Genomic DNA, 23,964 nt, shown 5'->3' with positions numbered 1-23,964 from the left:
GAGGTGTTCCATGAAAAAGAATAATATCGCCCTGACAGCACTGACCGCCCTTGCGGTGGCAGGCTGTGGCGGGGACAAGGACAGGGTGAGTTTCGATACACCCACCTTCAACGCACGCAACCTGCACTACACCTACCCGCTGGATGACCAGAACCAGGTGGCACCGCGTGCCATTGTGGCCTTACAGTTCAGCCATACCGTATCGGCCACGGCAGATAATTTCGTGTTCCAGGATGCGGATGGCGCGGATGTGGCCTTCACCCTGGAATCCGTGGCAGATGGCCGGGGTGTGGTGCTGACGCCTGTGGATGCACTGTCTCCGGCAACGGATTACACGGTGGTCATGAATGGCGTCACCGTGCTCGGTGAAACCACCACTTTCAAGGACGGCGAGCTCAATTTCACTACCCGCGCCGCTCTGGAAGGACCGCTGGATACCCAGCAGACCGCCGCCAGCTTCGAAGTGGAATCCATCTTCCCGGATGACGACCAGTTCGAAAGCATGGATTTCTCCAGTTTCCGGCTGCGTACCACCAAATCCATTGATGCCTCCACGGCGGTCTATGGTGAAACGGTCAGCCTGATGAGCAATGGCGAGCTGGTACCCGCGCAATTGCTGGTAGGGCGCACCGCCATTACCGTGGACCCCCAGGAAGACATGACCCCCGGTCAGACCTATGAGCTGGGCGTCAGTGGTGTGATGAGCCAGTCCGGTGAAACCATTGCGGCCTTTACCCATTCCACCGTGCCCCAGGACACCACCTCGCCGACTACCGGTGAGCGGGCAGTACTGGTCACCAATGCGCCCCCGGCGGATGATTCCCTGGGGTGTCTGGATGAAGGGGTGATCACCTCTGACCTGACCGGCCAGCCGATCAACTGCGTACCGGTGATCGGCACCCTGCTGCAGGACAAGACCGTGTCCAAGCAGTCCGGTGACGTGTATGCCGAGCTTGCCTTTGCACCCAATTTCCCGGAAGTGACCCCGCTGCGAGTGAAGAAGGGAGGCATTCTTACCGGTGATGCGCTGGAAGTGTTTATCGGTGGTGAAGTGCCGGTGGGCTTTGATTCCGGGGAAGTGACCGTACAGATCATTTCCGATGCTACCGGTTACCTGTTTCCCAACCCCAATGCCGAAAGCGATGATGCGCCCAAGCAGCTGCGGCTGATGATGGATGTGGCTACCTCCACCTCCGACGCCCGCGCCAATGGGGCGTTTACCCAGAACCTGATGCATCTGGAGCTGGTGGGCACCGGCCTGATTGAAGATGGCCAGCTCAATACCGATGCCATCACCGTGGTAGAGCCGCGCGTGTTGGGTGTGGAAAACAGCTACGGCGTGCTCAGCTTCCGTATGGAGTCTTATCTGGATCAGGAAAATGCGCCGGTCCAGCCGATCGATTCCGTGAATCCCATCGTTCCCGTTCTGAATGGGGATAACGGCCCGGAATTGTCCTGGCAGCCGGGTAATGTGGCAGACCGCATGGAACCGGGTGAGCCCATTGTTATTCACTTCAGCGAAGCTCTGGAGCCGCAAAGCATCAACGCGGGCACTTCGCTGATGCTCAGCAAAGGTGGCGTTGCCGAGCCCTTCAGTTGGGAACTCAGCGGTAATGCGCTGGTGATTACCCCGGATAGCCCGGTGGAATACGGCGTGGAATATGTGGTGACCACCACACCGGAAATCACCGACCTGGCCGGTAACCCGCTACAGATGCTCGACTCTCTGGAAGGCGACAACTCCCTGGACTTCACCCTGCCGGAATACGTGGTGGATGACGGTGGCGACGATGTTCGCCGTGGGCCGTTCGCGTCCACCGTTTACCCGGGCTTCCCTTGCGCCAGCAGCACTGCCAGCCAGGGCGAAATTGACGCCGGCACTCAAGGCGTGTGTGTGTCTTCCAGTCCGGAAGCGGATCAGGTTGTGATTGACCAGCTGCCCATCGTTGGGTTGCCGGCCAACCGCCCGGTCAAGGTGCGTTTCTCCCAGAACATGGACCCGAGCACCCTGGTGCTTGGCGATACCGTGTTGGTACAAGCGGACGACAACGGCACCTGGGTTGATGTGGAGGGTGAGCTCACAGTAGAAACCCGTGGCTTCACCTTTACACCCAATCAGCCCTGGGATGACACCGGTGACACCCTGTACCGTTATGTGATGGCCGGAAATGGTGGCGGTACCGGTTGTGCCGGCATCTGCTCCGCCGACGGGCTTCCCCTGCAAACGGCTCCGTTGCTCGGTGGCGGTTTGAAAGACGGTGGCCCTGACATGGAGATTCTGTTCCGGGGTGAAACCGCTGTAGATACCATCTTCCAGGAGCTGGGTAACCTGCCCAGTGCTGATGTGAACAACAACTTCCAGATCGACAGCAACGAACCGGTGTTGACCGGGGATACCATTGATCCGGCCAATACACCGGCCAATGCCACCATGATTGTGCCTCGCGGTACCGGTGGGGAAGGGTTGGTGGCTTACGCCAATACCGGTTGCGGTTTTGACAACGTAGCCAGTGGTGAGCCCACCCAGTGTGACGGTGACAAGATCATTTACATCACCGGGTTGCTGAATACGGAAATTCTGGATTTCGATGCCGAAAACCAGGGTGTCCCCGTGGTGATCTATCCTACTGCCGTGGCCTTGACCAACCTGGATGCGACGGCGGTTATTGGTCTGCGACTGACCTCGGATGATGAAACCGGTGGATTGCTCGGTATTATCCCGGTGGTCGGTGACCTGCTTCAGGGTGTTGTGGATGGGCTGCTGGGTGCCACTGGCATCGATAACCTCATTGAGGCGGTCGGGCTGGACAACATCGGCCTGGCACCTGTGCCCACCGCCACCGGCCCCAACATCTTGCGGGTGCGCTACGAGCCGGAAGATCCCAATGATCCGAACAGCCCGCGCACCGTGCCGCCGGTAGGCCTTATCGTGGATACCCCGGATGGCCTGGTGTTCCGTATCCAGTTCGACCTGCTGTTCGATGCCCCGGCACTGAGCCTGCCGCTGGGTCTGGAGCACAATGTGAAGAGCCTGCCCATCGACAATGTACAACTGGAAGGGCCGCTGGACTTCCTGCCCGATGGGCGCCTGTTCATCGGTCTGCAAAGCCAGGAAGCCCTGGATGTGGACCTGGAGATCACCCTGGCCGGTTTCGATGGTGGCAAGGTGTTGCTGCAGATTCCGCCGGGCGGCATCAACCTCAGCTACCAGAGCGCATCCATTCAGTGATTTCTCTCCAGTAGTTCCTTGAAATATGCCCCGGCTTGTCCGGGGCTTTTTTTGTTTTCCCTGAAGCAGATATCCTCGACCCGTTGGCGCCTTGCTGGCAAGGCGAAGCCCGGACGACCCCGATATCCTGATCTGTGCCCTGGCCGCTGCCGACTTTTTGGCACATTCGTGCCGGACGTGGCGCCCCTTTCTCCTGCCAAGTGCATCACTGTTTTCAACAATTTTACGTATATCTGTCGCGGATTACGCCGATTACCGCTTTCTTCCTATGTGAATGCCTGTGTACTCCTGACTAGGGTGTCATCCCCCTGTCGCCACCCCCGCGACACAGAAAAAGAAATCAGGAGTGCACAATGTCTGTTTCATTCAAGGGACGCGCTGCCGTCGTTGCCGGCGGTTTGCTGATGCAGTCTGTTGCCATGGGCAGCATGGGTAACATCGGTACCACCTACGGCGTGTTGCCTTTCGATCTGGCCACCGCTCAGGCCCTGAGCCTGTTCAACAGCCAGACCTCAGCCACCTATTACAACCCGGCCTATCTGGCCAAGGATTCGCGCGGCGAACTCACCGCCGGTTTCATGCACGCGGACCATGAGCTGCGCGCCAACAGCCTGGGCGGCGCGGATGCGCCGGTACGGAACGGTGATGTGATTCAGGACTCTCCCTCCCAGCATGTGCTGATCGGCATGAAGACCGATCTGACCTCGCTGACCCAATACGATCATCCGCTCTATCTGGGCCTGATGCTGGGCGTGGAAAAATACGGTGAGGAAATGCTCGCCTTCGAATCCCAGACCTCCCAGGAAGGGCAGTACTTCGAGTATGGCCGTCAGCCCCTGTTTCTGAATCTGGGCGGTGCCACCCAGCTGTGGCGGGGGATCGACGTGGGTGCCACCGCCCGGATTACCCTGCATGCCGAAGCCGACCTGGCCGCCACCACGGACCTGGCCGGTAACACCCGCTATGAAAAACTGGAAGTGTCCGCCAAGCCCGCTATCCGGCCGATCTTCGGCATCAACATGGATTGGGGCGAGACCTTCTGCGCCGAAGGCGACGACTGCTGGTTCAATGGTCTGGAAACCGCGCTGGCCTATCGCGGCTATTCCAATACCAAGACGGAAGTGAACGCCAATGCGGTGATCCCCGGGGTAATTTCCAGCCCGGGCCTGATGCTGGCCATCAACACCCTGGATTCCTACCAGCCCAATATCCTCAGCGGCGGCATGCACTACCAGGCCGGTCGCTGGCGCACCGGCGTCAGTGTGGAATGGCAGGAGTGGTCCGCCCTGGAAGAGGAGTTCGAGCGCGACACCATCAAGGACCAGACCGTTAACGGTGACGTGGGCCAGCTTCGCTTCAAGGATGTGGTGATCCCGCGAGTAGGCACGGAATACCGCCTCAACGATACCTTTACCCTGCGGGGCGGGCTGGCGTTCAGCGAGTCGCCGCTGGATTCCGATGCTTCCGTGGACGTGAACTATCTGGATACCGACAAGTGGATTGTGGGCCTGGGCGCCTCCGCTGAATTCAAGGAGCCGTGGTTGCTGGCTTACCCGGTGCGTCTGGATGTGGGCTACCAATACCAGAAGCTGGAAGCCCGGGAGTTCGATATCTATGACACCCAGTCCGCCGCCTTTCCGCAGCCCAGCGAACGGGTGGAAGCGGACGGTGACGTCCATGTCTTCAGTGGTTCCCTGACCCTGAAATTCTGAGTGCGGAGGCAAGCATGATGTTGCGCATATTTTCCCTGATTGCCGCCGCGTCCCTGTTGGCCGCCTGCGGCGGCGGTGGCAGTGAGCAAACGGTGGATTACAGTGCCCGCAAAAAAGGGCAGGTGTACTACAGCTATCCCGCAGACGCACAGACCGGCGTGTCGGTCCATGCGCCGGTGGTGGTGCAGTTTTCCGAGCCGCCGGCTCTGGACGATCAGGATGTGAGCCTGATCGGGCCGGACGGTCCGGTGGATGTGGTGCTGTCCCGGGCTGACCAGGAGCGGTCCCTGGTGATTACCCCCCAGGTGCCGTTGGCGTTCAACAGTGACTACCGGCTGGAACTGACAGGCATGACTCTGGCCGGCTTCAGTGACGGCGAGCTGGCCTTTACCACCGCCAGTGCCGGCAAGGGGCCGGCCAGCGAGCAGCAGCAGGCCCAGGCGTTTTCGGTCACGCGGGTTGCGCCATCCGGTGATCAGGCACAACCGCTGATGGATTTTTCCACCCTGCACCTGCAGTTTAGTCAGCCGCTGGATGCGGCCACCGTGGATTACGGCACCACCGTGAGACTGGAAGCAAGTGGTGGCGCCCTGGTTGAGGCCACGGCCCTGGTTGGCGGTAACCGTCTCAGCGTGGACCCGGCCGCCGACCTGCAACCGGGCCAGCCCTATACACTGGTGCTGGATGCTGCCCTGAGTAGCCGTTTTGGCACTGCCCTGAGCGGCGACACCGAGTTTGCCGTGAACCCGCAGGACTCCGAGCCCCGCGAAACCCTGGCCCTGGAAGCCATGGCGGCCGATCCGGTCAAAGGCTGCAACGAGGATGGTGTGACGCTGTCGCCGCTGTCCGGTGCGCCGATCAACTGTGTCCCGCTGATTGCCCGCCTGCTGGGTAACACCACGGTATCGAAACTGTCCGGTGATGTGTTTGCCGACCTGGCGTTTATCCCCAACTTTCCGGATGCCTCGCCGCTGCGAATTCGCAAGGGATCGCTGCTGTCCGGTGAGCCGCTGGAGGTATTGATCGGCGGCCAGCTGCCCGCCGGGTTTGATTCCGGCGAGGTGACCGTCAGCTTCCTGTCCGATGCCACCGGCTACCTGCTGCCGGCCCCTTACAGCGAACAGCCGGAAGCGCCACGCCGCATCATGCTGACTCTGGACCTGGCTTTTTCCACTGCCGACTCCCGGGCCAATGGCGCTTTTACCCAGAGTCTGGTGCAGGTGGAACTGGTGGGCCGCGCCATCGTGGAAGAAGGGCGCATGATCATCGACGCCCTGGGTGTGGTGGAGCCGGAAGTGCTCGGTATCGAAACCGCCTTTGGCGTGCTCAGCTTCCACATGGAGTCCTACCAGGATCAGGAAAACGCCCCCGAGCCACCGGTGGATATCACCGGCCCCAGTCTGCAAAGCTGGCAACCCGGTGATTATGCCGACCGTTTCCGTCCCGGCGATCCGATCGTGCTCAACCTGAGCGAGACCCCGGACCAGGACAGCATTGAAGCCGGCGTCAGCGTGACGCTCACCGACCAGGGTGCGCCGGTGCCGTTCCAGTGGGTCCTGGATGGGGCCTCGCTGATTCTCACCCCGGAACAGCCATTGGCATTCGGCACCGAGTATCAGGTAACGCTCACCGACGGCGTGGAAGACCTGTACGGTAACCCGGCCACACCGGAAACCCTGCTGTTCAGCATGCCCGACTACAGCCCGGATGCGCCGCGAACCCCTTATGCCGCCACCGTGTACCCGGGTTTTGCCTGCGCGGTGAACCCGCCGAGCCGGGATTTGGGCAACGGTATCCAGGGTCAGTGCGCCAGCGCTTTCCAGAATCAGGCCGGCGATCTGTTGCCAGTGGTCGAGATGCCCGCCAACCGCCCCATTGAGGTCCAGTTTTCCCAGGATATGGATACCACCAGCATGGTGCTCGGTGAGGCCTGCGGGGAGGGTAGTGTCCGGGTGGAGAAGATTGATGCCAGCGGCAATTGTCTGGAAGCGGTGCCGGCTTATCTGTCGCGCAATAGCCGCAGCCTGACGGTGATGCCCGCGCAGCCCTGGGAAAAGGGCGTCTTGTACCAGTACGTCCTCGGCTCCCACGCCAGCACCGGCTGCGGCCAGGGGGTGATCTGCTCATTGGCCGGTATGCCTTTGCAGACCGCCCAGTTGCTGGCCCCGGCCGCCAATGAGGGCGGTCCGGACATGGCCATCGCCTTCACCGGCGCCCCGGCCACGGGCAATGTGTTCCTGCCGCTGCGCAACCTGCCCAAGGCGGATGTGAATGCCAACTTCGAGTTGGACGCGGATGAACAGAAAGCGGTGGAAGACCCGCCGGGCAGCGGCGAGTACCCCACGCCCACCAATGCGGCCTCCCTGTTTGTCACCGACACTGGCGGCCTGGCCACCGGCGCCAACGTGGGCTGCCCACTGAACCAGAGCTGTCCCGAAGAAAAGTTCACCTACCTGAACGGTGGCATCAACGTGGATATCCTCGGCTGGAACGAGGACGAGCAGGCAGTGGAAGTGCTGCTCTACCCGCCGGTGCTGATGACCACCAACAGCAGTGTCTATGCGCAGATTCTCGGCCTGGTGGAGCCGGAAGTGCCCACCGAGCCGCTGGTGATGCGGGCCCGCTATGCGGATGACGGCAATGGTAATCGTACCGAGCCGGTGCGCGGCTATATCCGTCACGACGGCAATTCACTGACCTTCGAGACCACCCTGGACCTGTTTCTGGATGCCCCGGAAATGGAAGCGCCGCTGGGGCTGCCGCACAACCTGCACAGCCTGGAGCTCAACGATCTGCAGCTGAGAGGCCCGTTGACGTTCCTGCCCGACGGGCGCCTGGTGATCGGTCTGCTCAGCCTCAATGCCCAGAACATTGATGTCAGCATTGGCGGCGGCGCGGCCACCATCGACCTGCAGATTCCTGCTGGCGGTGTCAACCTGACCTACCAGAGCGGGTCCATCAAGTAACCGCCGTCCCCGCAGTCGAATGGCTGCTCCCACATTTCAGCCCGGTGCTGGACTGTGGGAGCGGTCGTCTGCTATGCCCTGCGGGTGCGGCCGCTTTTTCTCTCCGAATCAGATCAGACATCCGGCCAATCCGGCCCTGTCCATGCCGCCAGCCTATGCCCCCCGGCCTCGGGCCGATATAATTGCCCCTCATTTGAATAGTGGTGTTTATATGGGTCATCGCACAGCTCTGTACGACGCGCACCTGGCGGCCGGCGGCAAGATGGTCGACTTTGGCGGCTGGGACATGCCGATCAACTATGGCTCCCAGATCGAGGAGCACCACGCGGTGCGCCAGCACGCCGGCGTATTCGACGTTTCCCATATGACCGTGGTGGATATTGCCGGGGCCGGTGCGCGGGACTTTCTGCGCCACCTGCTGGCCAACGACGTGGACCGCGTCACCCCGGGCCGTGCCCTGTACAGTGCCATGCTCAATGACAGCGGCGGCGTCATCGATGACCTGATCGCCTACAAGCGGGACAATGACTACCGTCTGGTGGTAAATTGCGCCACCCGCGAGACCGACCTGGCGTGGATGGAAAAACACGCGGGCGGATTTGCCGTGGATATCCGCGAGCGGGCGGGCCTGGCCATGCTTGCCATCCAGGGCCCCCAGGCCCGCAGCCTGGTGGCCGGTCTGCTCAGCGGTGCCCGTGCCGAGGCCGTGAATACCCTGAAAGTCTTCGGGTTTGCCGAAGATGGCGAGTGGATGATCGCCCGCACCGGCTATACCGGGGAAGACGGCGTGGAAATCATGCTGCCCGGCAATGATGCCGTCACACTGTGGGGGCAGTTGCTGGACGCGGGTGTTGCACCCATCGGCCTGGGCGCCCGGGATACCCTGCGTCTGGAAGCCGGCATGAACCTGTACGGCAACGACATGGACGAGAGCATCACCCCGTGGGAAGCCAACATGGGGTGGACCCTGGTCCTCAATGACCGGGATTTCGTCGGTCGCCAGCCGCTGCTCAACCAGCAACAAAATGGCCACGGAGAGCTCGTTGGCCTGGTGCTGGAAGGCAAGGGCGTACTGCGTGCCCACCAGCAGGTGTTGTTGCCCAATGGCGAGCAAGGCGAAATTACCAGCGGTACGTTTTCACCCACCCTGGGCAAATCCATCGCCCTGGCCCGGCTGCCCGCTGGTGCCACCGGCAAGGTGGACGTGGAAATCCGTAACAAGCGCCAGCCTGCCCAGGTGGTCAAACCGCCTTTCGTGCGCAACGGCCAGGCGGTTTACAAAGCGCTTTAACGTGCACGCTATTCGCTGCCATGCATCACGCGTGCGGCGAAACCGTGTTGCAGCAGCGCGGAAATGCCGAAGGCAACAAGCGGCGGTGCCGCTCAAGATGAAAAGGTGACAAGACAGGCTGTAGGAGCGTCGCTGGCCGCGCGATTCAATGCGTTGACTATCGCGCCGCCAGCGACGCTCCTACGGAACAACTTTCAGCGTGCAGGCGTAAAGCGTGCCGCAAGCAAGCGACTCTCAACAGGAGACAACAATGAGCGAGATTCCAGCCGAGCTGCGTTATGCCGCCAGCCACGAATGGGCCAAGAACGACGACGGCGTGGTCACTGTCGGCATCACCGAGCACGCCCAGGACGCCATGGGCGACCTGGTGTATGTAGAGCTGCCGGAAGTGGGCCAGGTCGTGGCCGCCGGTGACGAAGCCGGTGTGGTGGAGTCCGTGAAGGCCGCCTCCGACATCTACGCGCCCGTGGCCGGTGAGGTCATCGAGATCAACGAGGCACTGGAAGACGAGCCGGAACTGGTCAACAACGCCCCCTATGAAGGCGGCTGGCTGTTCAAGATCCAGATGAGCGAAGAAACCGATCTGGACAACCTGCTCACCGCCGACCAGTACCAGGCGCAGATCGAGAGCGAATAATCGCGTAGCGATTATTCGCAGCGGCAAGCTACAAGCCACAAGCTGCAAGCTAAACCCCAAAACAGGTTTTCCTTGCAGCTTGAAGCTTGCAGCTTGTAGCTAGTCTTCACCGCCAGTTAAGCGCTGTGGACTCAAAGCCAACACCCAACCTATCCAGGTACCCCAATGCCGTATATCCCCCATACCCCCGATGACGTGCGCGCCATGCTCGACGCCATCGGCGCCGACAGCATCGAAGACCTGTTCGATGAAATCCCCGCGCACCTGAAAGCCGCCGGCAAGCTCGACGCTCTGCCCGACGGCCTCAGTGAAATGGAAGTGACCCGGCTGATGAGCGAGCGCGCGGCCATGGACGCCGGTGCGGTGAGTTTTATCGGTGCCGGTGCCTACCAGCACCACATCCCGGCGGCGGTATGGGAGATTGCTACTCGCGGTGAGTTCTACACCGCCTACACGCCTTACCAGGCGGAAGCGAGCCAGGGCACCCTGCAGGTGATCTATGAATTCCAGACCCTGATGACGCGGCTCACCGCCATGGACGTGAGCAACGCCTCCGTCTACGACGGCGCCTCCGGTCTGGCTGAAGCGGTGTTGATGAGCTTGCGCGCCAACCGCAAGAGCAAGTCCCGCAAGGTGCTGGTACCGGCGGCTCTGAATCCGCGCTACACCAGCGCCACCAAGGCCATCGTGGAAAACCAGGATGTGGCCCTGGAAACCGTGCCCTTCTGCCAGGAAAAAGGGCAGACCCTGATCGATGCCCTCAAGCCCCACGAAGGCGAAGACTTTGCCGCACTGGTGATCAGTCAGCCCAACTATTTCGGCAGCCTGGAAGAGGTGGATGCACTCACCGACTGGGCCCATGCCAACGGCATGCTGGTGATAGCGGTGGTGAATCCCACTGCCATGGCGTTGATTACGCCGCCCGGCGAATGGGGCGAGCAGGGTGCCGATATCGTGGTTGGCGAGGGCCAGCCCCTGGGCGTGCCGCTGTCCTCCGGTGGTCCCTACTTCGGCTTCATGTGCTGCAAACAGAAGCACGTGCGCCAGATGCCGGGCCGCATCATCGGCCGCACCGTGGACATGGAAGGCAAGCAGGGCTTTACCCTGACCCTGCAGGCCCGCGAACAGCACATCCGCCGTTCCAAGGCCACCAGTAACATCTGTACCAACCAGGGCCTGGCCATGACCGCCGCCACCATCTACACCTCCCTGTTGGGACCGGACGGCCTCACTAACGTGGCCGCCCACTGCCACGCCAATACCCAGGCGCTGGCCGACAAGCTCACCGCCATCGACGGTGTGGAACGCGCCTTTACCGCGCCCACCTTCCACGAAGTGGTGCTCACCCTGCCGAAACCGGCGGGCGAAGTGCTGGCGGCCCTGGCCGAGAAGGACGTGCTGGGTGGCGTCAGCCTGGCGAAAGACTATGGCATGAGCAACGCCATCCTGGTGAACGCCACCGAAGTCCATAGTGAAGGCGATCTTGATTTGTTTGCCGTTGCTCTTAAGGAGGTGCTGGCATGAGCGAGACACAACTGATTTTCCAACTGTCTCACCCGGGTCGTAGTGCCACCTCCCAGGCGCCCAAAGCCCTCAGCGACGATAAGCTGTCGGCGATTCCCGCGCACCTGCGTCGCAAGCAGAAGCCGGGCCTGCCGGAAGTGTCGGAAATGCAGGTGGTGCGTCACTACACCAACCTGTCCAGCAAGAACTTCGCCATCGACAAGCAGTTCTATCCGCTGGGCTCCTGCACCATGAAGTACAACCCCCGCGGTGCCAACCGGGCCGCCATGCTGCCGGGCTTCCTCAACCGTCACCCGCTGGCGCCGGAAAGCCACAGCCAGGGTTTCCTCAGCTGCATGTTCGAGCTGCAAAACTTCCTCAAGGAAGTGACCGGCATGAAGGGCGTGTCTCTCGCCCCCATGGCCGGCGCCCAGGGCGAATTCGCCGGCGTGGCCATGATCCGCGCCTACCACGATGCCCGCGGTGATGAAGGCCGTACCGAGATCCTGATCCCGGAAGCCGCCCACGGCACCAACCCGGCCACCGCGGTCATGTGTGGCTACAAGGTGCGCGAAGTGCCCGTCGGCAAAGATGGCGACGTGGACCTGGAAGCGTTGAAAGCCGCCTGCGGTCCGCAGACTGCCGGTCTGATGATGACCAACCCCAGCACCTGCGGCGTATTCGAGCGGCAGATCGAAGCCATCTCCAAAGCCGTCCACGAAGCCGGCGGCCTGCTCTACTACGATGGCGCCAACCTGAATGCCATCCTCGGCAAGGTGCGTCCCGGTGACATGGGTTTCGACGTGATCCACATGAACCTGCACAAGACCTTCGCCACTCCCCACGGTGGGGGCGGTCCCGGTGCCGGCCCGGTGGGTGTGTCCGAGCGCCTGCTGCCCTACCTGCCCACCCCCATGGCGGGCCAGCGCGATGACGGCAGCTACCACTGGATCGACACCGATACCCTGGATACCAGCATCGGCCACCTGAGTGCCTTCATGGGCAACGCCGGTGTGCTGCTGCGCGCCTACTTCTACGCCCGTTCCCTGGGCCGCGAAGGCATGATCCGCGTGGGTGAGTTTTCCACCCTGGCGGCCAACTACCTGCTCAAGCGACTGGAGGCCGTGGGCTGCACCGCCGCCTACCCGGATCGCCGCGCCAGCCACGAGTTCATTCTCACTTTTGCCAAAGAAGCGAAAGAGCTGGGTGTCACCGCCATGGATATCGCCAAGCGTCTGCTGGACTACAACCAGCACGCGCCGACCACCTACTTCCCGCTGCTGGTGCCGGAGTGCTTCCTGATCGAGCCCACCGAAACCGAAAGCAAGGAAGCCCTGGACGCGTTCGTGGATGCCATGGCCGCCATCCTGGAAGAAGCGCGCACCGAACCGGATAGGGTCAAGGAAGCGCCCTTCACCCAACCGGTGCGTCGCCTGGATGACGTAAAGGCAGCCAGAGAACTGGACCTGACCTGGACAGACTGATTTCGGGTCACAACAACCGTAGGAGCCATGCTCGCATGGCGAACAAGAGCCCGGCGAATGCCGGGTTCTTTTTTATTCCCCTCTCACCCCCGATCCAACGGACTGATCACCCCCAGCCCACCCCGATTCATCACATGCAGATAGCGCTCGGTAGTGGATACATCGCTGTGCCCCAGTAGCTCCTGCACTGTGCGGATGTCATAGCCGTTCTCCAGTAGCCTTGTTGCAAACGAATGTCTGAAAGTGTGTGGGCCGCAGAGTTTAACAATCCCGGCTTCCTGGGCGGCATTCTTTATCTGTCTGCGAATAGTGTCGGGGTGATGGTGGTGGCGGCGAATAATCCCAGTCTGTGGGTCTCGGGCAGGTTCGCGGGACGGGAAGATGAATTGCCAGCCCAATTGCGAGCCTTCACCGGAATACTTTCTCGCCAGCGCATAGGGCATCCAGGCAGGGCCAACCCCATTCTCCCTGTCCTGTTTGTAATAACTGGTGGCCAAGTCGATCTGGATCTTCAGGCGGTCATATAACTGGCTGAAAAGTACGGTGACGCGATCCTTGTTTCCCTTTCCTTCGCGCACAATGAGCTGGCCCTGGCCGAAATCAATATCCTTGATTCTCAGTCTCAAGGCTTCAGAAACCCGTAATCCGGAACCATACATAAGCTCTGCCATCAGCTTGAATGGATCGGTTAACTGCTCAATGATGGACCGTGCCTCCTCATCAGTAAAAACAACGGGAGGCCTGCGATACTTGCGTGATTGGCGAAAGTTCAAGGCCGGGAAATCAATTTTGAGGAATTTGCGATAGAAGCAGTTCAATGCATTCAGGGCAATCTTCTGCGTGGCCGGGCTGCAATGCCGCTGTGCAGCGAGATAAGTCAGGAGGGCTTGTATTTCCGGCGCGCTCATTTCGCGGGGGTGCCTGCGGCCATGGTAACGGATATAGGTAATGACCCAATGAACATAAGTCCGTTCAGTTTGATAACGATAATGGTTGGTGCGTAGCCAAGCGCGAAACTGGTCAAGCAGCCTTACCGGATTGTCTGGAATGGAAACTGGAATATCTCTGGTTCTGTTATTCATGACGCTCTCCTGTCTCGTAGCAGGCTGCGGTCAGACGAGGCCGTGCTCAACAGAAAGGGGCGTAAATGCCTGTAGGAGATGTCTTAAAGTTTGCTAAATCGTTGATATTTGGTTCGGCTTGCGACTTAAATATGCTTGGAATCTCCGGAAATAGGCCGCTTGTTCGAGTTTTGTCAAACAGGAAGGGTTCTCATTTTTTCATTAAGGCCCTGAGAGTTATGGATTTTTCGGCATTTTATCGCGTAGTCTGTCAAGAATTATGTCGAAAAAAGATATGTCGAACCGTTCGACTGAATACGCTGTTAGCTACTAAAAGGAGAGAAGAATGTCAGAAATGGAATTGAGCAAGGAAGAAAGCGTCTATCTCGCATACAGAGATGGCGGCGGCGAATCAATTCTTCCTGCGCACTGCGAAGAGCTTGGAATATCTGTTGAAGAAGGCAAGGAGATGATCCGTAGGCAGTATGCTCTCCGCCAAGAAAATGGAACACTCCAGCCATACGACAAAACAATATAAATTTAGGCTTTGAGCTAACAAAGCCAGGCAGGGCGACGCCAAAATGCGGCGCGCCTGCTGGCGGCGTTAGGCATCCGAGTTACCCACAAGGATAGTTATGAGTTTTAAATTTAATTTTTCTGGCCTAGAGGCTATATATAATGAGTCTCTTCGTCGCTCCGAGCCAACTCTAGCTTTTGAAATGGTTCATGGTCGCGGCCGATTTGTATTTATGATGTTCTTTTCAAAAGAAGATAAAGAGTCCAAAGACAGGCTGTTTGTGCAATTAAGGAACACCCAAGTTTTTCTTGAGCTGAAAGCTTATGGGAGCCATATAAATGGTGACTTCATTATCTATTTTAAAGAACAAGACAAAGAAGCAATCATCAACGAATTAATGCTGGTCGGAGGTGGCAGAGAATTCAGCTTTGAGAGATTTTTGGAAGAGTTAAATCGTCAAATACCAGTTAAACTTCCGCTTCAGAGTAAGCTAGATAAAATCAGAGAGGTTTGGCCTCAAGTAGCGCCGAATTTGGTTAATGTTGTGGATGAAGCAGATAAAACAAATCTTATTGGAATTAAGAAACTTCCTGAAGGCAAAAAGCCAAAAGATAAGACTCTCAGAAAGCTTTATATACATACAAACGGAAGTGCTGAGGTAATATCGAATCTGATAGATGCGCTGAAGGCTGCACGCGTCACCTTGGCTTGGACAAATAGAGATGTTGATGAAATATCTTTTGCAGAGCTCATGGCAAGAATCAATGCCTAACAAATCAATCAACTACGCGCCCATGGCGCCGGACAGCTTACACTGCGCTTCGCTCCGTTTCAGCTGCTGATCTGTAGCCACTTTTGTGGACAGAGTTTTCTGTTCATAAGAGAGGTGCAGTGTGGGGCAGACAAGAAAGAGAAATTACGACCGTTATAGCCTGGCTTATAAACTCCAAGCCGTTAAATTAGCGAATCACCCTGACGTTAGATCCAAGGATGTGGCAGAGTCTCTGGGTATCCACCCGGTCATGCTTTATCGCTGGCAGACTGGAGCACCGACGAGGGGAGCTCAGGGGGAACAAGCACATGAAATCGTCACCGCCATCCCCGGAACGTCGCGCCAAGAGAGCGGATCCTGCAAAAGAAGCAGAGGAGAAGCTGGCGGCGGCTGAAAAACGCATCAAAAAGCTTGAGCGCGAGCTTGAGAACCGTAACGACGAGATTGATTTACTAAAAAAGGCCGAGCGGTTCTTCCAGCGGAAAAAGTAAGGCTCTACGAGCTGGTTGAGAAGAACCGCCAAGGCCGGGATGTGCGTCGTTTATGTCAGCTTCTTGGCGTGTCGAGGAGTGGCTATTATGCCTGGCGTTCACGGTCTGAGAGTGAGCGAAGCCAGTATGATGGAAAGCTGAAAGAGGCCATGGTCGAGCTGCATCAGGGGTTTCGGCGAGCCTATGGCGCCAGACGACTTCATCAGCAACTCCGTAAAAACGGCTTCATCTGCAGTGTCCGTCGGGTATCCCGGTTGATGAAAGAGGCCGGGATCCATGCTTCCAGCAAAGGGTTGTACGTCTGGAATCCGGGAAGACATGAGTTCTACAGTTCAGCGGGGAATGTGCTGGGGGCGGAGGAATCCGCTGATTGTGAGGGCAAGCACTGGGCCGGAGACTTTACCTATATCCGAACGGGCTCTGGTTGGCTTTATCACGCGATAGTCGTGGATCTGTATAGCCGCAGAGTTGTGGGCTGGTCATTCAGCCGTAAGCGAAACAGTGAGCTGACCAAGAGTGCGCTACGAATGGCGCTGTCACGTGAGCAAGCCTCGCTTGGGTTGTGTGTTTCACTCGGATCAGGGCATTGAATACGCGGCTCATGAATATCGTGATCTGGTGGCTGCTGCAGGAATGCGCAGAAGCATGAGCCGAAAGGCAACGCCCTTGGATAATGCGATGGTGGAGTCGTTCTTCCATACGCTAAAGACGGAATTGGTTCATCTGCGTAAGTTTGACAATGATATTGAAGCGGTTGCCGGGATTGTTGAGTTTATCGAATTCTATAATCGGGAGCGGCTTCACTCTGGGATTGGGTACCAAAGTCCGGCAAGCTATGTGCGGGCGTGTGCCTAAAGTGTCCACGAAAGTGGTAGCAGATAACGCGCTTGCTGCAAGCGTTATATTTCTCTGAGGTAGTCAAATGAGCCACTGCCCATTTTGCCAAATAATCGAAGGTAATCTTGAGGCCAGCGTTATCTACGAAGATGATGTCTGTTTAGCGATAGTGCCTTTGCATGCACCCTATCCCGAATCGGCGGTTGTGTTTCCAAAGGAGCACATTGACCACTTCACCGACTTACCCAAAGATCTTGCAAATCACGTTATGGGTGTCGGCTTTGAGATCGGTCAAAAGATAATGAGTATGTACAGTCCTGGTCGTGTTGGCATGGGAGTTCACGGCTATGGGGTTGCGCACGCCCATTTCAATGTGTTCCCGCAAAACCACCCTTACGATGTCGTATTCAGAAAAATGGCTTACGTCAAAGAAGGCGAAGTAAGGTTTGGTTTCAAGAATCTGCCCGTTCCATCAAGAGAAAAAATGGACGAAATTGCGGCCACACTCAAGATCGAAAAATAACGGTTTTTGGGGCCCGTTACTGCCTGGGTGTCCACCTTTTTCCCCTGCCTTGGCCCTGATAAACAACAGCCTCGATGCTACTGAAAAATTCACTTCATACCGCGGTCATTTCCTGCGCTCACCTTTCCGGATCAGACTTCGTCTGTCCTGCGCTTCGCTTTTGACGCGGAAGTTTCTGTCTGGATGCCGCATGGCTTCTCCGGTGAAGATGCCGGATTGAGCTCGACTTGCTGTTGTCCTCCCTGCCTTTTCTGGTACGTTGTTATCAGTGCAACCGTCGGCAATGTGAAAATTTCATGAATGCCATTCCTGGTCCGGGGCAGTGCTAACAGGATTTAAAAATTACTGGCGTTCATTTTTGTTAGCATTGGGCGGTTACTTTTTTTGGAGGGGCCTTGCCGGTCTTTCTGTAGCTAACCCTGTCATCAAGGATGAGTATTATGACGGACAAAAGCACGCTACGTTCCTCTACCATTCTGTTTCCGGTTTTCATTCCCGCCGTTGTGGTGTCCTTTCTTCTCATTGTGGGAACCATCAGTGACCCGGAACGGGCAGGTGAGGCCTTTAGCGCGGCGCAAGCGTGGATTACGGCCAATTTCGGCTGGTTCTATATGTTGGCGGTGGCGCTGTTTCTGATTTTTATTGTCGGCGTGGCCATGACCCGCTGGGGCAATATCAAACTGGGACCAGATCACGGTGAAGCGGAATATTCGTTCCCGGAATGGTTCGCCATGTTGTTCTCGGCAGGCTATGGCATTGCGCTGCTGTTCTTCGGGGTGGCAGAGCCGGTGCTGCATTATGCGGAACCGCCGGCGGGTGCTGCGCAGACCGTGGATGCGGCCAAGCAGGCCATGCAGATTGCCTTCTTCCACTGGGGGTTTCATATCTGGGCGATTTACGGCCTGGTGGGCCTGGTGATGGCGTACTTCGCGTTTCGTCATGGTTTGCCCCTGTCCATGCGCTCGGCGTTCTACCCGCTCATTGGGGAGCGTATTTACGGACCTATCGGTCATGCCATCGATGTGTTCGCGATTCTCGGCACCATGTTCGGTATTGCGACTACCCTGGGTTTGTCCGCGGCGCAGATCAATGCGGGGCTGAATTATCTGTGGGGTGTGCCGGTGGCCACCTGGGTGCAGATCACGGCGATTGCCATTGTCACCGCCCTGGCCACTGTCTCTGTGGTAGCGGGCATGGACAAGGGCGTGAAGCGCCTGTCCATTCTGAATATGGTGCTGGCCGTGGCGTTGATGGCTTTTGTCTTCGTGGTGGGCCCGACGATTCATATTCTGGAAAGTTTCCTGCAGAACACCGGCAGCTACCTGAGTGGCATTGTCGAGCGGACCTTCAATCTGCAGGCCTACACCCACAGCGACTGGATCGGTAACTGGACCCTGTTTATCTTCGGCTGGACCATCGCCTGGGCGCCCTTTGTGGGGCTGTTTATTGCCAAGATCAGCCGTGGCCGCACCATCCGCGAGTTTGTGGTGGGGGTGATGCTGGTGCCGTCCCTGTTTACCTTCCTGTGGTTCTCCGTGTTCGGGGATACGGCGTTGAACATGATCATGAATGAAGGGGTGACTACCCTGGTCGGCGATGTGCAGACCGACAAGGCGGTGGCGCTGTTCAAGCTGTTTGATGAGTTGCCGCTGTCCACCTTGATTTCCTTCCTGGCGGTCCTGTTGATTGTCACCTTCTTCGTGACGTCATCCGACTCCGGTTCGCTGGTGGTGGATTCCCTGGCCTCCGGTGGCGTGCTCAATACCCCGGCCTGGCAGCGGGTCTTCTGGGCGGTGCTGGAAGGGACCATTGCGTCGGTGTTGTTGCTGGCTGGTGGTTTGCAGGCGTTGCAGACCATGACCATTGCCAGCGCCTTGCCCTTTGCCATCATCATTATCCTGGCTGCCGTGGGCATGTGGCGGGCGCTGGTGATTGAAGGGCATCGCGAAACCAGCTTGCAAATGCACATGGCCACGCGCCGTCACCTGACCGGTTCCCAGTGGCGCCATCGTCTGAAAGGCATGATGGACTTCCCTGGCCGCGACAATGTGGAAGGTTTCATTCGCGGTAAAGCCATGCAAAGCATGGAAAAGGTGGTCAAGGAAATGAAAGAAGCGGGTTGGGATGCCCGGGTGCTGTTTGATGACAACCTGATTCGCGCGGAACTGCAGGTAAACCGTGAAGGCCATGTGGGCTTTGTCTATGACATCCGCCTGGTCAGCCAGCCGGTGCCCGGCTTCGTGACCGCCGGTGGCGCGTCCACGGTGATGAAAGAGGAAAACTACTACCGGGCAGAGGTATTCCTGCGTCGAGGTGGTCGCTCCTATGATGTGTTCGGCTATGACGAGGATGACATCATTCGCGACATCCTGGACCAGTTCGAAAACTACCTGCACTTCCTGGATCTCACCCCCGGCAAGTTGCCCTGGGAAATGGGGGAGCACGATGACCTGCTCCATCCGCCGGAGGATGATGAGGGAAAAACGGAAAAGTAGGGCGGCTGGCCGGCTGTCTCACTTAACACGGTGCCCCGGTTGGGGCACCGTTCTTGCCTGACAAGGCAGGCATCATGAGGCTGCGGCATTCTCCAGCATTGTGATGTCGATGCTGCAATGGATGGCAAGCCGTGCGCCCTTGGCTTCGGATTCTTCGATCAGGGCGGCCAGCGCTTCCTTGGTCTGCATCAACTCCTCAATGCGCCTGGAAACCACGGGATTATCAGCGCCCAGGCGTTCGTTTCCGCTCCATCTCTCCAGTTGATGAAACTGGATTTTGTTGTTTATCAACGCCATCAGGATGGTCTTGGCATCATCGGCGGAGAACTCGCCGCTGATGAGTTTATGACTGGACTGTGGGGTGTGGCTCGACATGATTCTCTCTCCCGTTGGTCAAGGCATTGAATGATCGCGTTACGCTGGATAGCCGGGATTACCAGGCTATCCAGCGGTTCTGTTGGTACTGCTCTACCTGTTCACCCTGGACGCGGAACAGATAAAGCCATTGGTGGTTGACCAGCTGGCGCACGACTTCGTGTTTCTCGATCACCTGGGCAATCATTTCCCGGGGGGCCTCGATGAACACGCTCAGCCGCACAGGGGTGTGCTGCCAGTGTTCGCCGTCATGCACGGACTGGATTGGCAGGCCGATGCGCAGGTCACCGCCGTTGCCTTCAAAGACGCCCAGTTTCCCGCCCACCACGTTGTGCAGGGTCTTGTTGCCGCTGCCGAAGCGCAGGTTGTCGACGGTGGAGGCGAAGTACTGCATGTTGATCCAGTTCGCCACCACCATGGGGGCGGTCATGATCTGCTCAAGCCGTTCTCCGTCCGGGTCACTGCGGTAATCGTAGTCATGCAGAAAGCTGCGACCCTGCAGGTCCAGGCCCCGTGTCCGTGACCGTGGCGCGATCATCATGGCGGCGTTGTTGGCCAGGGCCCACTCCGGCCGGGTCTGTGACCAGTCATTGGCCCGGTGACGCAGTGCCCGGGACAGGGCATCGGGCTTGTCCTGCAGGTGGGCCAGGCCCAGTCTCGTGGCTTTTTCGGCACTGGCGCCGCTTTGTGCCCGGCGCAGGTGCTGCTGGATGGACGCCAGGGCGTCGCGGTGGCTTTCCGGTAGCCGGGCCAGATCAAACAGGGTGACTTCCTCGGTGAGGGTGTTGTGCAGGCCGGCCAGGAAATGGGTGCTGTCGGGAATCGCAATGCCCGCATCCTGCATCCGTTCCCGCACGGCCGGATCGTTGAGCAGGTTGGCCAATGTCCGCGCATTCACATCGCCGCTTTGCCCACAGCAGGCGCCGCAATCCAGTGCCGCCTGATGCGGGTTGTTACGGGTCTGGCTGCCATGGCCGAGCAGCAGCACCAGGGGGGCAAAGCCGGAGGTCAGCCCCATGCCGGTGAGGATCCGGCAGGCGAGTTCGGCCTGCTGCTGCGTATCGCCCGCGGTGGCGCTGTCCAGCCGGGGGCTGAGTGCATCAGCGTCCTTGCTGGACAGACCGTTCCGGGTCTCCGCCACCAAGGGGGCCTGGCTGGGCAGGGTCTGCTTGATCAGCTTGAACAGGTAGCCCAGCCCCAGCGATTCCACCAGCACAAAGCCGGACAGGGGCATGGCCTTGAAGCGGCTCCAGCTGTGGTGGTTGCGCAGGTGGGATTGCCGCTTGCGGGTGATGGCCTGGTCCCGGCTGTCGCTGCCGCTGGTGTCGGTGACGGTCATGGCCGGGCTCAGCAAGCCGGGTAACTGGGGCCGCTGCAGATCAGTACCCAGAGGCTCATAGCGGATGGGCAGGCCGAAAAAGCCGGCAAAACCCAGGGTGTGAATATGCGGGGACTGGGCCTCCAGGTGACGCCGGAACACTTCCGAGCGCACATCAATGCAGAACGCCGCCTGCACCTGGGGCAAGGCAGGGTCCGTGTTGCCATGATGCGCGGTCAGATTGCGAATCAGGGAGCGCTGGTAATGGATTTCCTGGGCCCGTTGCCAGATCAGTGTGGCGGGGACCGTGTCTACCTGGCGCAGATGGGCAGACCAGGCGCCTTGCCACTGTGTCCACGGGGCGTCCGGGGCGCGGCTGCCCCCATCGATCAGGCACTCCCAGCTGAGCCGGATGGCGAGGAGATGGACCAGGGTGTCGTCTTCCTCGCCGGCCAGTTGCGCCTCCCAATTCCGGTACGCGCACCAGGCGGCCCAACCGCTGATCCGCGCCAGCACGGCCTGCAGGTAGTGGCAGATATCCTCGCGGGGAATCCCCAGCTGCCGGATGGCCTGACGAATTTGCTCCCGGGGTTGTGTGGCCAGCTGGCTGGCCCTTGCCGACAGTTGCGGCGCCTTCATCAGCATGGCGATGCCGTGATCCGTGCCCACGGAGTTGCGCCATTGCGGGTAGAGCGGCGCCGACTGGCTGGGGCGCCACTGTGACTGATGGTGATCGAAGTAGGCGGCACAGAACTGGGAGATCTGGTGGGTGATGGTGTCACACCAGGCCGGTTCGGACTGCAGATCCCGGTGTTTGTCCAGGGTATCCGACAGCAAGGGGGCCGGCGTCAGCGGCGCGGCCGGGGTCTCCAGGGCGTCCAGCAGCGCCTCAACAGATTCGCCCGGCGCCAGTTCATCCCGGGCCTGCGCCAGGGCGTCAGCATCAATGTCACCGGCCTGCCAGGCGTCCCGGTAGTCGCTGGCATCCAGGGCCATGGGGCTGCCGGCCAGCCGGGCCAGTTGCGTGGCGGTTTGCATAAAGGACAGATCCCGGTGCCCCCAGTACGGATTCACGGCGATCATCCGGTCCAGCGGCCAGGTAGGAGCGATCCGCGATACGGTGGTCTGGATGGCGGCCTCGATTTCTGCCTCAAGGCCATCATCGTGAACCTGATCTGCCAGGGCCTGTGTGCTCATGCCGGTTCTCCGTTGTCTGAGGCAAAACGATGGACCCGGGTCTGGGCCTGGGCCGGTTTCAGCTTGACGGGCCAGACCTGAAAGGTGACCCGGGTGAAGAGTTCATCCAGATAAAAGCCGTGGTACGCCCAGGGATAGAGGGTAGTGGCGAGCTTGCCGTCGGGGTATTTCTGCAGCCAGAACTGCAGCCCGTAAAGGCCGGAGAAGCACAGGATAATGGCCACGGTTTGCAGCAGACCGACCGGACTGCTGTGAGGCGCAATGGCCGCAAACAGCACATGCCAGCCCAGGTAAAGCTGGGTGAGAAACAGCACCATGAAGGCGCCGCGGGCCATCAGGCCGGCACGCCACCCCTGCTCGCCGCTGAGCAGCGGGCCCAGCCCCAGGGCGACGATGACCAGCGCGGCAACCGGCACCGACAGCGCCGGGAAAACGCTCTGCCAGCCCCACAGCGATGCGCCAACCAGGGCACCACTGAGCAAGCCGGAGGTCAGGTAATGACCGGGCCAGCCACGGTCGGCCCCACCGGTGAAGTACGCCTGTTGCCGAACCATGGCCACGGTTTCGCCAGCGCTGAGGAAGGCATGGGCCTTGTACAGGGAGTGGGCCAGCAGATGCAGCAGGGCCAGCTCATACAGGCCCAAACCGATTTCCAGCAGCATGAAACCCATCTGGGCACAGGTCGACCAGGCCAGCCGTACCTTGATGCTGACACGGGTCATCATCACCAGGCTGGCCAGCACGGCGGTGGTAGTACCGGCCAGGACCAGAATCCCTTGTGCAATGACCGCCTGATTAAGCAGGTCGGCCAGGCGGATCAGGATGAAGCCGCCGATATTGACGATACCGGCATGCAACAGGGCAGAGACCGGTGTGGGCGCCTCCATGACCTGGATCAGCCAGCCGTGCAGCGGCAGCTGTGCGGTTTTCAGGATTACCGCCAGCACGATCATCACGGCAGCCAACTGCAGTGAAAGGGGCAGGGCAGCCTGTGTCGCCAGAAACTGGCGCAGTTCATCGAGCTGCAGTGTGCCGCTGGCGTGATAAATCAGCGCCAGAGCCGCGAACAGGCAGAGTTCGGCAAGACGGCTGACCAGGAATTTCTTGTGGGCCACGATCTGGGCCGTTTTGCGTTCGCGGTAGTGGGTCAGCAGGAAATGCATCCCGATACTGGTGCCGGACCAGGCCAGGGTGATCACCAGCAGGTGCTGGCTAGCCAACAGCACACCGACACAGGCGATGGTGAACAACATGGCGCGGATGAAACGCTGCTGCTGGCGTTCCCCTGTCAGGTAGCGGCACGAAAAATGGATGATGACCCAGCCCAGCAATGCCACCAGCGTGGCCGTGACCAGCCCGAGCGTATCGATGCCAGGGCTCCCCTCGAGACTCCCGAAAACGGCAATGATGGCGCCGCCAACACAGGCCAGCAGGCCCAGGCGTCCGGTGCTACGGGCGATGGCCCAATGGTGTCGGGATTGCGCCAATACCAGCAGCCAGCCGAGCGTATAAACGGCAGGAAGTAGCCATGCATTCATGTAAGCCAGCACGCTGGA

At 59.3% G+C, this 23,964-nt stretch carries 19 protein-coding genes; 15 read left to right on the top strand and 4 right to left on the bottom strand.

Annotated features, from left to right (window positions below; genetic code table 11):
* Nucleotides 1–10: 10 nt before the first annotated feature.
* The 7 genes from C4S63_RS06880 to gcvPB all read left to right on the top strand — a co-directional run bounded on the left by C4S63_RS06880 (nt 11) and on the right by gcvPB (nt 12,822).
* Nucleotides 11–3,229: an Ig-like domain-containing protein gene (locus tag C4S63_RS06880; protein ID WP_103917124.1), complete on the top strand. Its 3,219-nt coding sequence runs from the start codon at nt 11–13 to the stop codon at nt 3,227–3,229.
* A gap of 353 nt (nt 3,230–3,582) precedes the next feature.
* The gene (locus tag C4S63_RS06875) at nt 3,583–4,941 is read left to right on the top strand and encodes an OmpP1/FadL family transporter (protein WP_103917123.1); all 1,359 of its coding nucleotides are present in this window, start codon (nt 3,583–3,585) and stop codon (nt 4,939–4,941) included.
* Between the two features lie 14 nt (nt 4,942–4,955).
* Nucleotides 4,956–7,907 carry an Ig-like domain-containing protein gene (locus C4S63_RS06870; protein ID WP_234999957.1) on the top strand — a complete coding sequence of 984 codons (2,952 nt, stop codon included), beginning with the start codon at nt 4,956–4,958 and terminating at the stop codon, nt 7,905–7,907.
* Between the two features lie 211 nt (nt 7,908–8,118).
* Nucleotides 8,119–9,198: a glycine cleavage system aminomethyltransferase GcvT gene (gene gcvT, locus C4S63_RS06865; protein WP_103917122.1), complete on the top strand. Its 1,080-nt coding sequence runs from the start codon at nt 8,119–8,121 to the stop codon at nt 9,196–9,198.
* Nucleotides 9,199–9,448: 250 nt separating this feature from the next.
* Nucleotides 9,449–9,835, top strand: a complete 387-nt coding sequence (gene gcvH / locus C4S63_RS06860) for a glycine cleavage system protein GcvH (protein ID WP_062815340.1) — start codon at nt 9,449–9,451, stop codon at nt 9,833–9,835.
* A gap of 165 nt (nt 9,836–10,000) precedes the next feature.
* Nucleotides 10,001–11,359 carry an aminomethyl-transferring glycine dehydrogenase subunit GcvPA gene (gene gcvPA, locus C4S63_RS06855; RefSeq protein ID WP_103917121.1) on the top strand — a complete coding sequence of 453 codons (1,359 nt, stop codon included), beginning with the start codon at nt 10,001–10,003 and terminating at the stop codon, nt 11,357–11,359.
* On the top strand, nt 11,356–12,822 hold the full coding sequence (gene gcvPB, locus C4S63_RS06850) for an aminomethyl-transferring glycine dehydrogenase subunit GcvPB (protein ID WP_062815342.1): 1,467 nt from the start codon (nt 11,356–11,358) through the stop codon (nt 12,820–12,822). Before gcvPA ends, gcvPB begins: the two co-directional genes overlap by 4 nt.
* Nucleotides 12,823–12,905: 83 nt before the next feature.
* Here gcvPB and C4S63_RS06845 read toward each other — a convergent pair whose 3' ends face one another.
* A complete protein-coding gene (locus C4S63_RS06845) occupies nt 12,906–13,904 on the bottom strand; it encodes an integron integrase (protein ID WP_103917120.1) in 999 nt (332 codons plus the stop codon).
* Nucleotides 13,905–14,229: 325 nt separating this feature from the next.
* Between C4S63_RS06845 and C4S63_RS06840 the strand changes: the two genes are divergently transcribed.
* From C4S63_RS06840 to C4S63_RS06810, 8 genes are all read left to right on the top strand, one after another.
* Nucleotides 14,230–14,421, top strand: a complete 192-nt coding sequence (locus tag C4S63_RS06840; protein ID WP_103917119.1) for a hypothetical protein — start codon at nt 14,230–14,232, stop codon at nt 14,419–14,421.
* Between the two features lie 97 nt (nt 14,422–14,518).
* Nucleotides 14,519–15,172, top strand: coding sequence for a hypothetical protein (locus tag C4S63_RS06835; protein ID WP_103917118.1), 654 nt, complete (start codon nt 14,519–14,521; stop codon nt 15,170–15,172).
* A 121-nt stretch (nt 15,173–15,293) separates the two neighbouring features.
* Nucleotides 15,294–15,566: a transposase gene (locus C4S63_RS06830; RefSeq protein ID WP_103917117.1), complete on the top strand. Its 273-nt coding sequence runs from the start codon at nt 15,294–15,296 to the stop codon at nt 15,564–15,566.
* Complete coding sequence (locus C4S63_RS17430; protein WP_146063362.1) at nt 15,481–15,663, top strand: hypothetical protein; 183 nt, start codon at nt 15,481–15,483, stop codon at nt 15,661–15,663. The genes C4S63_RS06830 and C4S63_RS17430 overlap by 86 nt, the downstream gene beginning before the upstream one ends.
* Before the next feature lie 11 nt (nt 15,664–15,674).
* Nucleotides 15,675–16,253 (top strand): IS3 family transposase, encoded by a 579-nt coding sequence (locus C4S63_RS17630; RefSeq protein WP_146063368.1) that lies wholly within the window; start codon nt 15,675–15,677, stop codon nt 16,251–16,253.
* Nucleotides 16,204–16,518: an integrase core domain-containing protein gene (locus C4S63_RS06820; RefSeq protein WP_160052730.1), complete on the top strand. Its 315-nt coding sequence runs from the start codon at nt 16,204–16,206 to the stop codon at nt 16,516–16,518. The genes C4S63_RS17630 and C4S63_RS06820 overlap by 50 nt, the downstream gene beginning before the upstream one ends.
* Before the next feature lie 67 nt (nt 16,519–16,585).
* Nucleotides 16,586–17,023 carry an HIT family protein gene (locus tag C4S63_RS06815; protein ID WP_063508395.1) on the top strand — a complete coding sequence of 146 codons (438 nt, stop codon included), beginning with the start codon at nt 16,586–16,588 and terminating at the stop codon, nt 17,021–17,023.
* Nucleotides 17,024–17,463: 440 nt separating this feature from the next.
* Nucleotides 17,464–19,518 carry a BCCT family transporter gene (locus C4S63_RS06810; RefSeq protein WP_062815352.1) on the top strand — a complete coding sequence of 685 codons (2,055 nt, stop codon included), beginning with the start codon at nt 17,464–17,466 and terminating at the stop codon, nt 19,516–19,518.
* Between the two features lie 72 nt (nt 19,519–19,590).
* On the opposite strand, the gene C4S63_RS06805 is transcribed toward C4S63_RS06810, so the two are convergent.
* Genes C4S63_RS06805 through C4S63_RS06795 form a run of 3 tightly spaced genes read right to left on the bottom strand, consistent with a single transcriptional unit; the run spans nt 19,591 to nt 23,958 of the window.
* Nucleotides 19,591–19,893, bottom strand: a complete 303-nt coding sequence (locus tag C4S63_RS06805; RefSeq protein ID WP_062815353.1) for a hypothetical protein — start codon at nt 19,891–19,893, stop codon at nt 19,591–19,593.
* A gap of 58 nt (nt 19,894–19,951) precedes the next feature.
* Nucleotides 19,952–22,408, bottom strand: a complete 2,457-nt coding sequence (locus C4S63_RS06800; protein ID WP_103917114.1) for a YbcC family protein — start codon at nt 22,406–22,408, stop codon at nt 19,952–19,954.
* Complete coding sequence (locus C4S63_RS06795; RefSeq protein WP_234999956.1) at nt 22,405–23,958, bottom strand: NADH-quinone oxidoreductase subunit L; 1,554 nt, start codon at nt 23,956–23,958, stop codon at nt 22,405–22,407. The genes C4S63_RS06800 and C4S63_RS06795 overlap by 4 nt, the downstream gene beginning before the upstream one ends.
* Between the last annotated feature and the right edge of the window lie 6 nt (nt 23,959–23,964).

It is taken from the genome of Alcanivorax sp. DSM 26293 (genome assembly GCF_900107995.1).
GTDB lineage: Bacteria > Pseudomonadota > Gammaproteobacteria > Pseudomonadales > Alcanivoracaceae > Alcanivorax.
Note: the sequence above shows the minus strand (reverse complement) of the source record. Positions and strands in the feature narration are given on the sequence as shown.

What these genes read in the sequence shown, in the direction of transcription:
- C4S63_RS06880 (WP_103917124.1), top strand. Translation starts at nt 11, where the DNA reads ATGAAAAAGAATAATATCGCCCTGACAGCACTGACCGCCCTTGCGGTG.
- C4S63_RS06875 (WP_103917123.1), top strand. Translation starts at nt 3,583, where the DNA reads ATGTCTGTTTCATTCAAGGGACGCGCTGCCGTCGTTGCCGGCGGTTTG.
- C4S63_RS06870 (WP_234999957.1), top strand. Translation starts at nt 4,956, where the DNA reads ATGATGTTGCGCATATTTTCCCTGATTGCCGCCGCGTCCCTGTTGGCC.
- gcvT (WP_103917122.1), top strand. Translation starts at nt 8,119, where the DNA reads ATGGGTCATCGCACAGCTCTGTACGACGCGCACCTGGCGGCCGGCGGC.
- gcvH (WP_062815340.1), top strand. Translation starts at nt 9,449, where the DNA reads ATGAGCGAGATTCCAGCCGAGCTGCGTTATGCCGCCAGCCACGAATGG.
- gcvPA (WP_103917121.1), top strand. Translation starts at nt 10,001, where the DNA reads ATGCCGTATATCCCCCATACCCCCGATGACGTGCGCGCCATGCTCGAC.
- gcvPB (WP_062815342.1), top strand. Translation starts at nt 11,356, where the DNA reads ATGAGCGAGACACAACTGATTTTCCAACTGTCTCACCCGGGTCGTAGT.
- C4S63_RS06845 (WP_103917120.1), bottom strand. Translation starts at nt 13,904, where the DNA reads ATGAATAACAGAACCAGAGATATTCCAGTTTCCATTCCAGACAATCCG.
- C4S63_RS06840 (WP_103917119.1), top strand. Translation starts at nt 14,230, where the DNA reads ATGTCAGAAATGGAATTGAGCAAGGAAGAAAGCGTCTATCTCGCATAC.
- C4S63_RS06835 (WP_103917118.1), top strand. Translation starts at nt 14,519, where the DNA reads ATGAGTTTTAAATTTAATTTTTCTGGCCTAGAGGCTATATATAATGAG.
- C4S63_RS17430 (WP_146063362.1), top strand. Translation starts at nt 15,481, where the DNA reads ATGAAATCGTCACCGCCATCCCCGGAACGTCGCGCCAAGAGAGCGGAT.
- C4S63_RS06815 (WP_063508395.1), top strand. Translation starts at nt 16,586, where the DNA reads ATGAGCCACTGCCCATTTTGCCAAATAATCGAAGGTAATCTTGAGGCC.
- C4S63_RS06810 (WP_062815352.1), top strand. Translation starts at nt 17,464, where the DNA reads ATGACGGACAAAAGCACGCTACGTTCCTCTACCATTCTGTTTCCGGTT.
- C4S63_RS06805 (WP_062815353.1), bottom strand. Translation starts at nt 19,893, where the DNA reads ATGTCGAGCCACACCCCACAGTCCAGTCATAAACTCATCAGCGGCGAG.
- C4S63_RS06800 (WP_103917114.1), bottom strand. Translation starts at nt 22,408, where the DNA reads ATGAGCACACAGGCCCTGGCAGATCAGGTTCACGATGATGGCCTTGAG.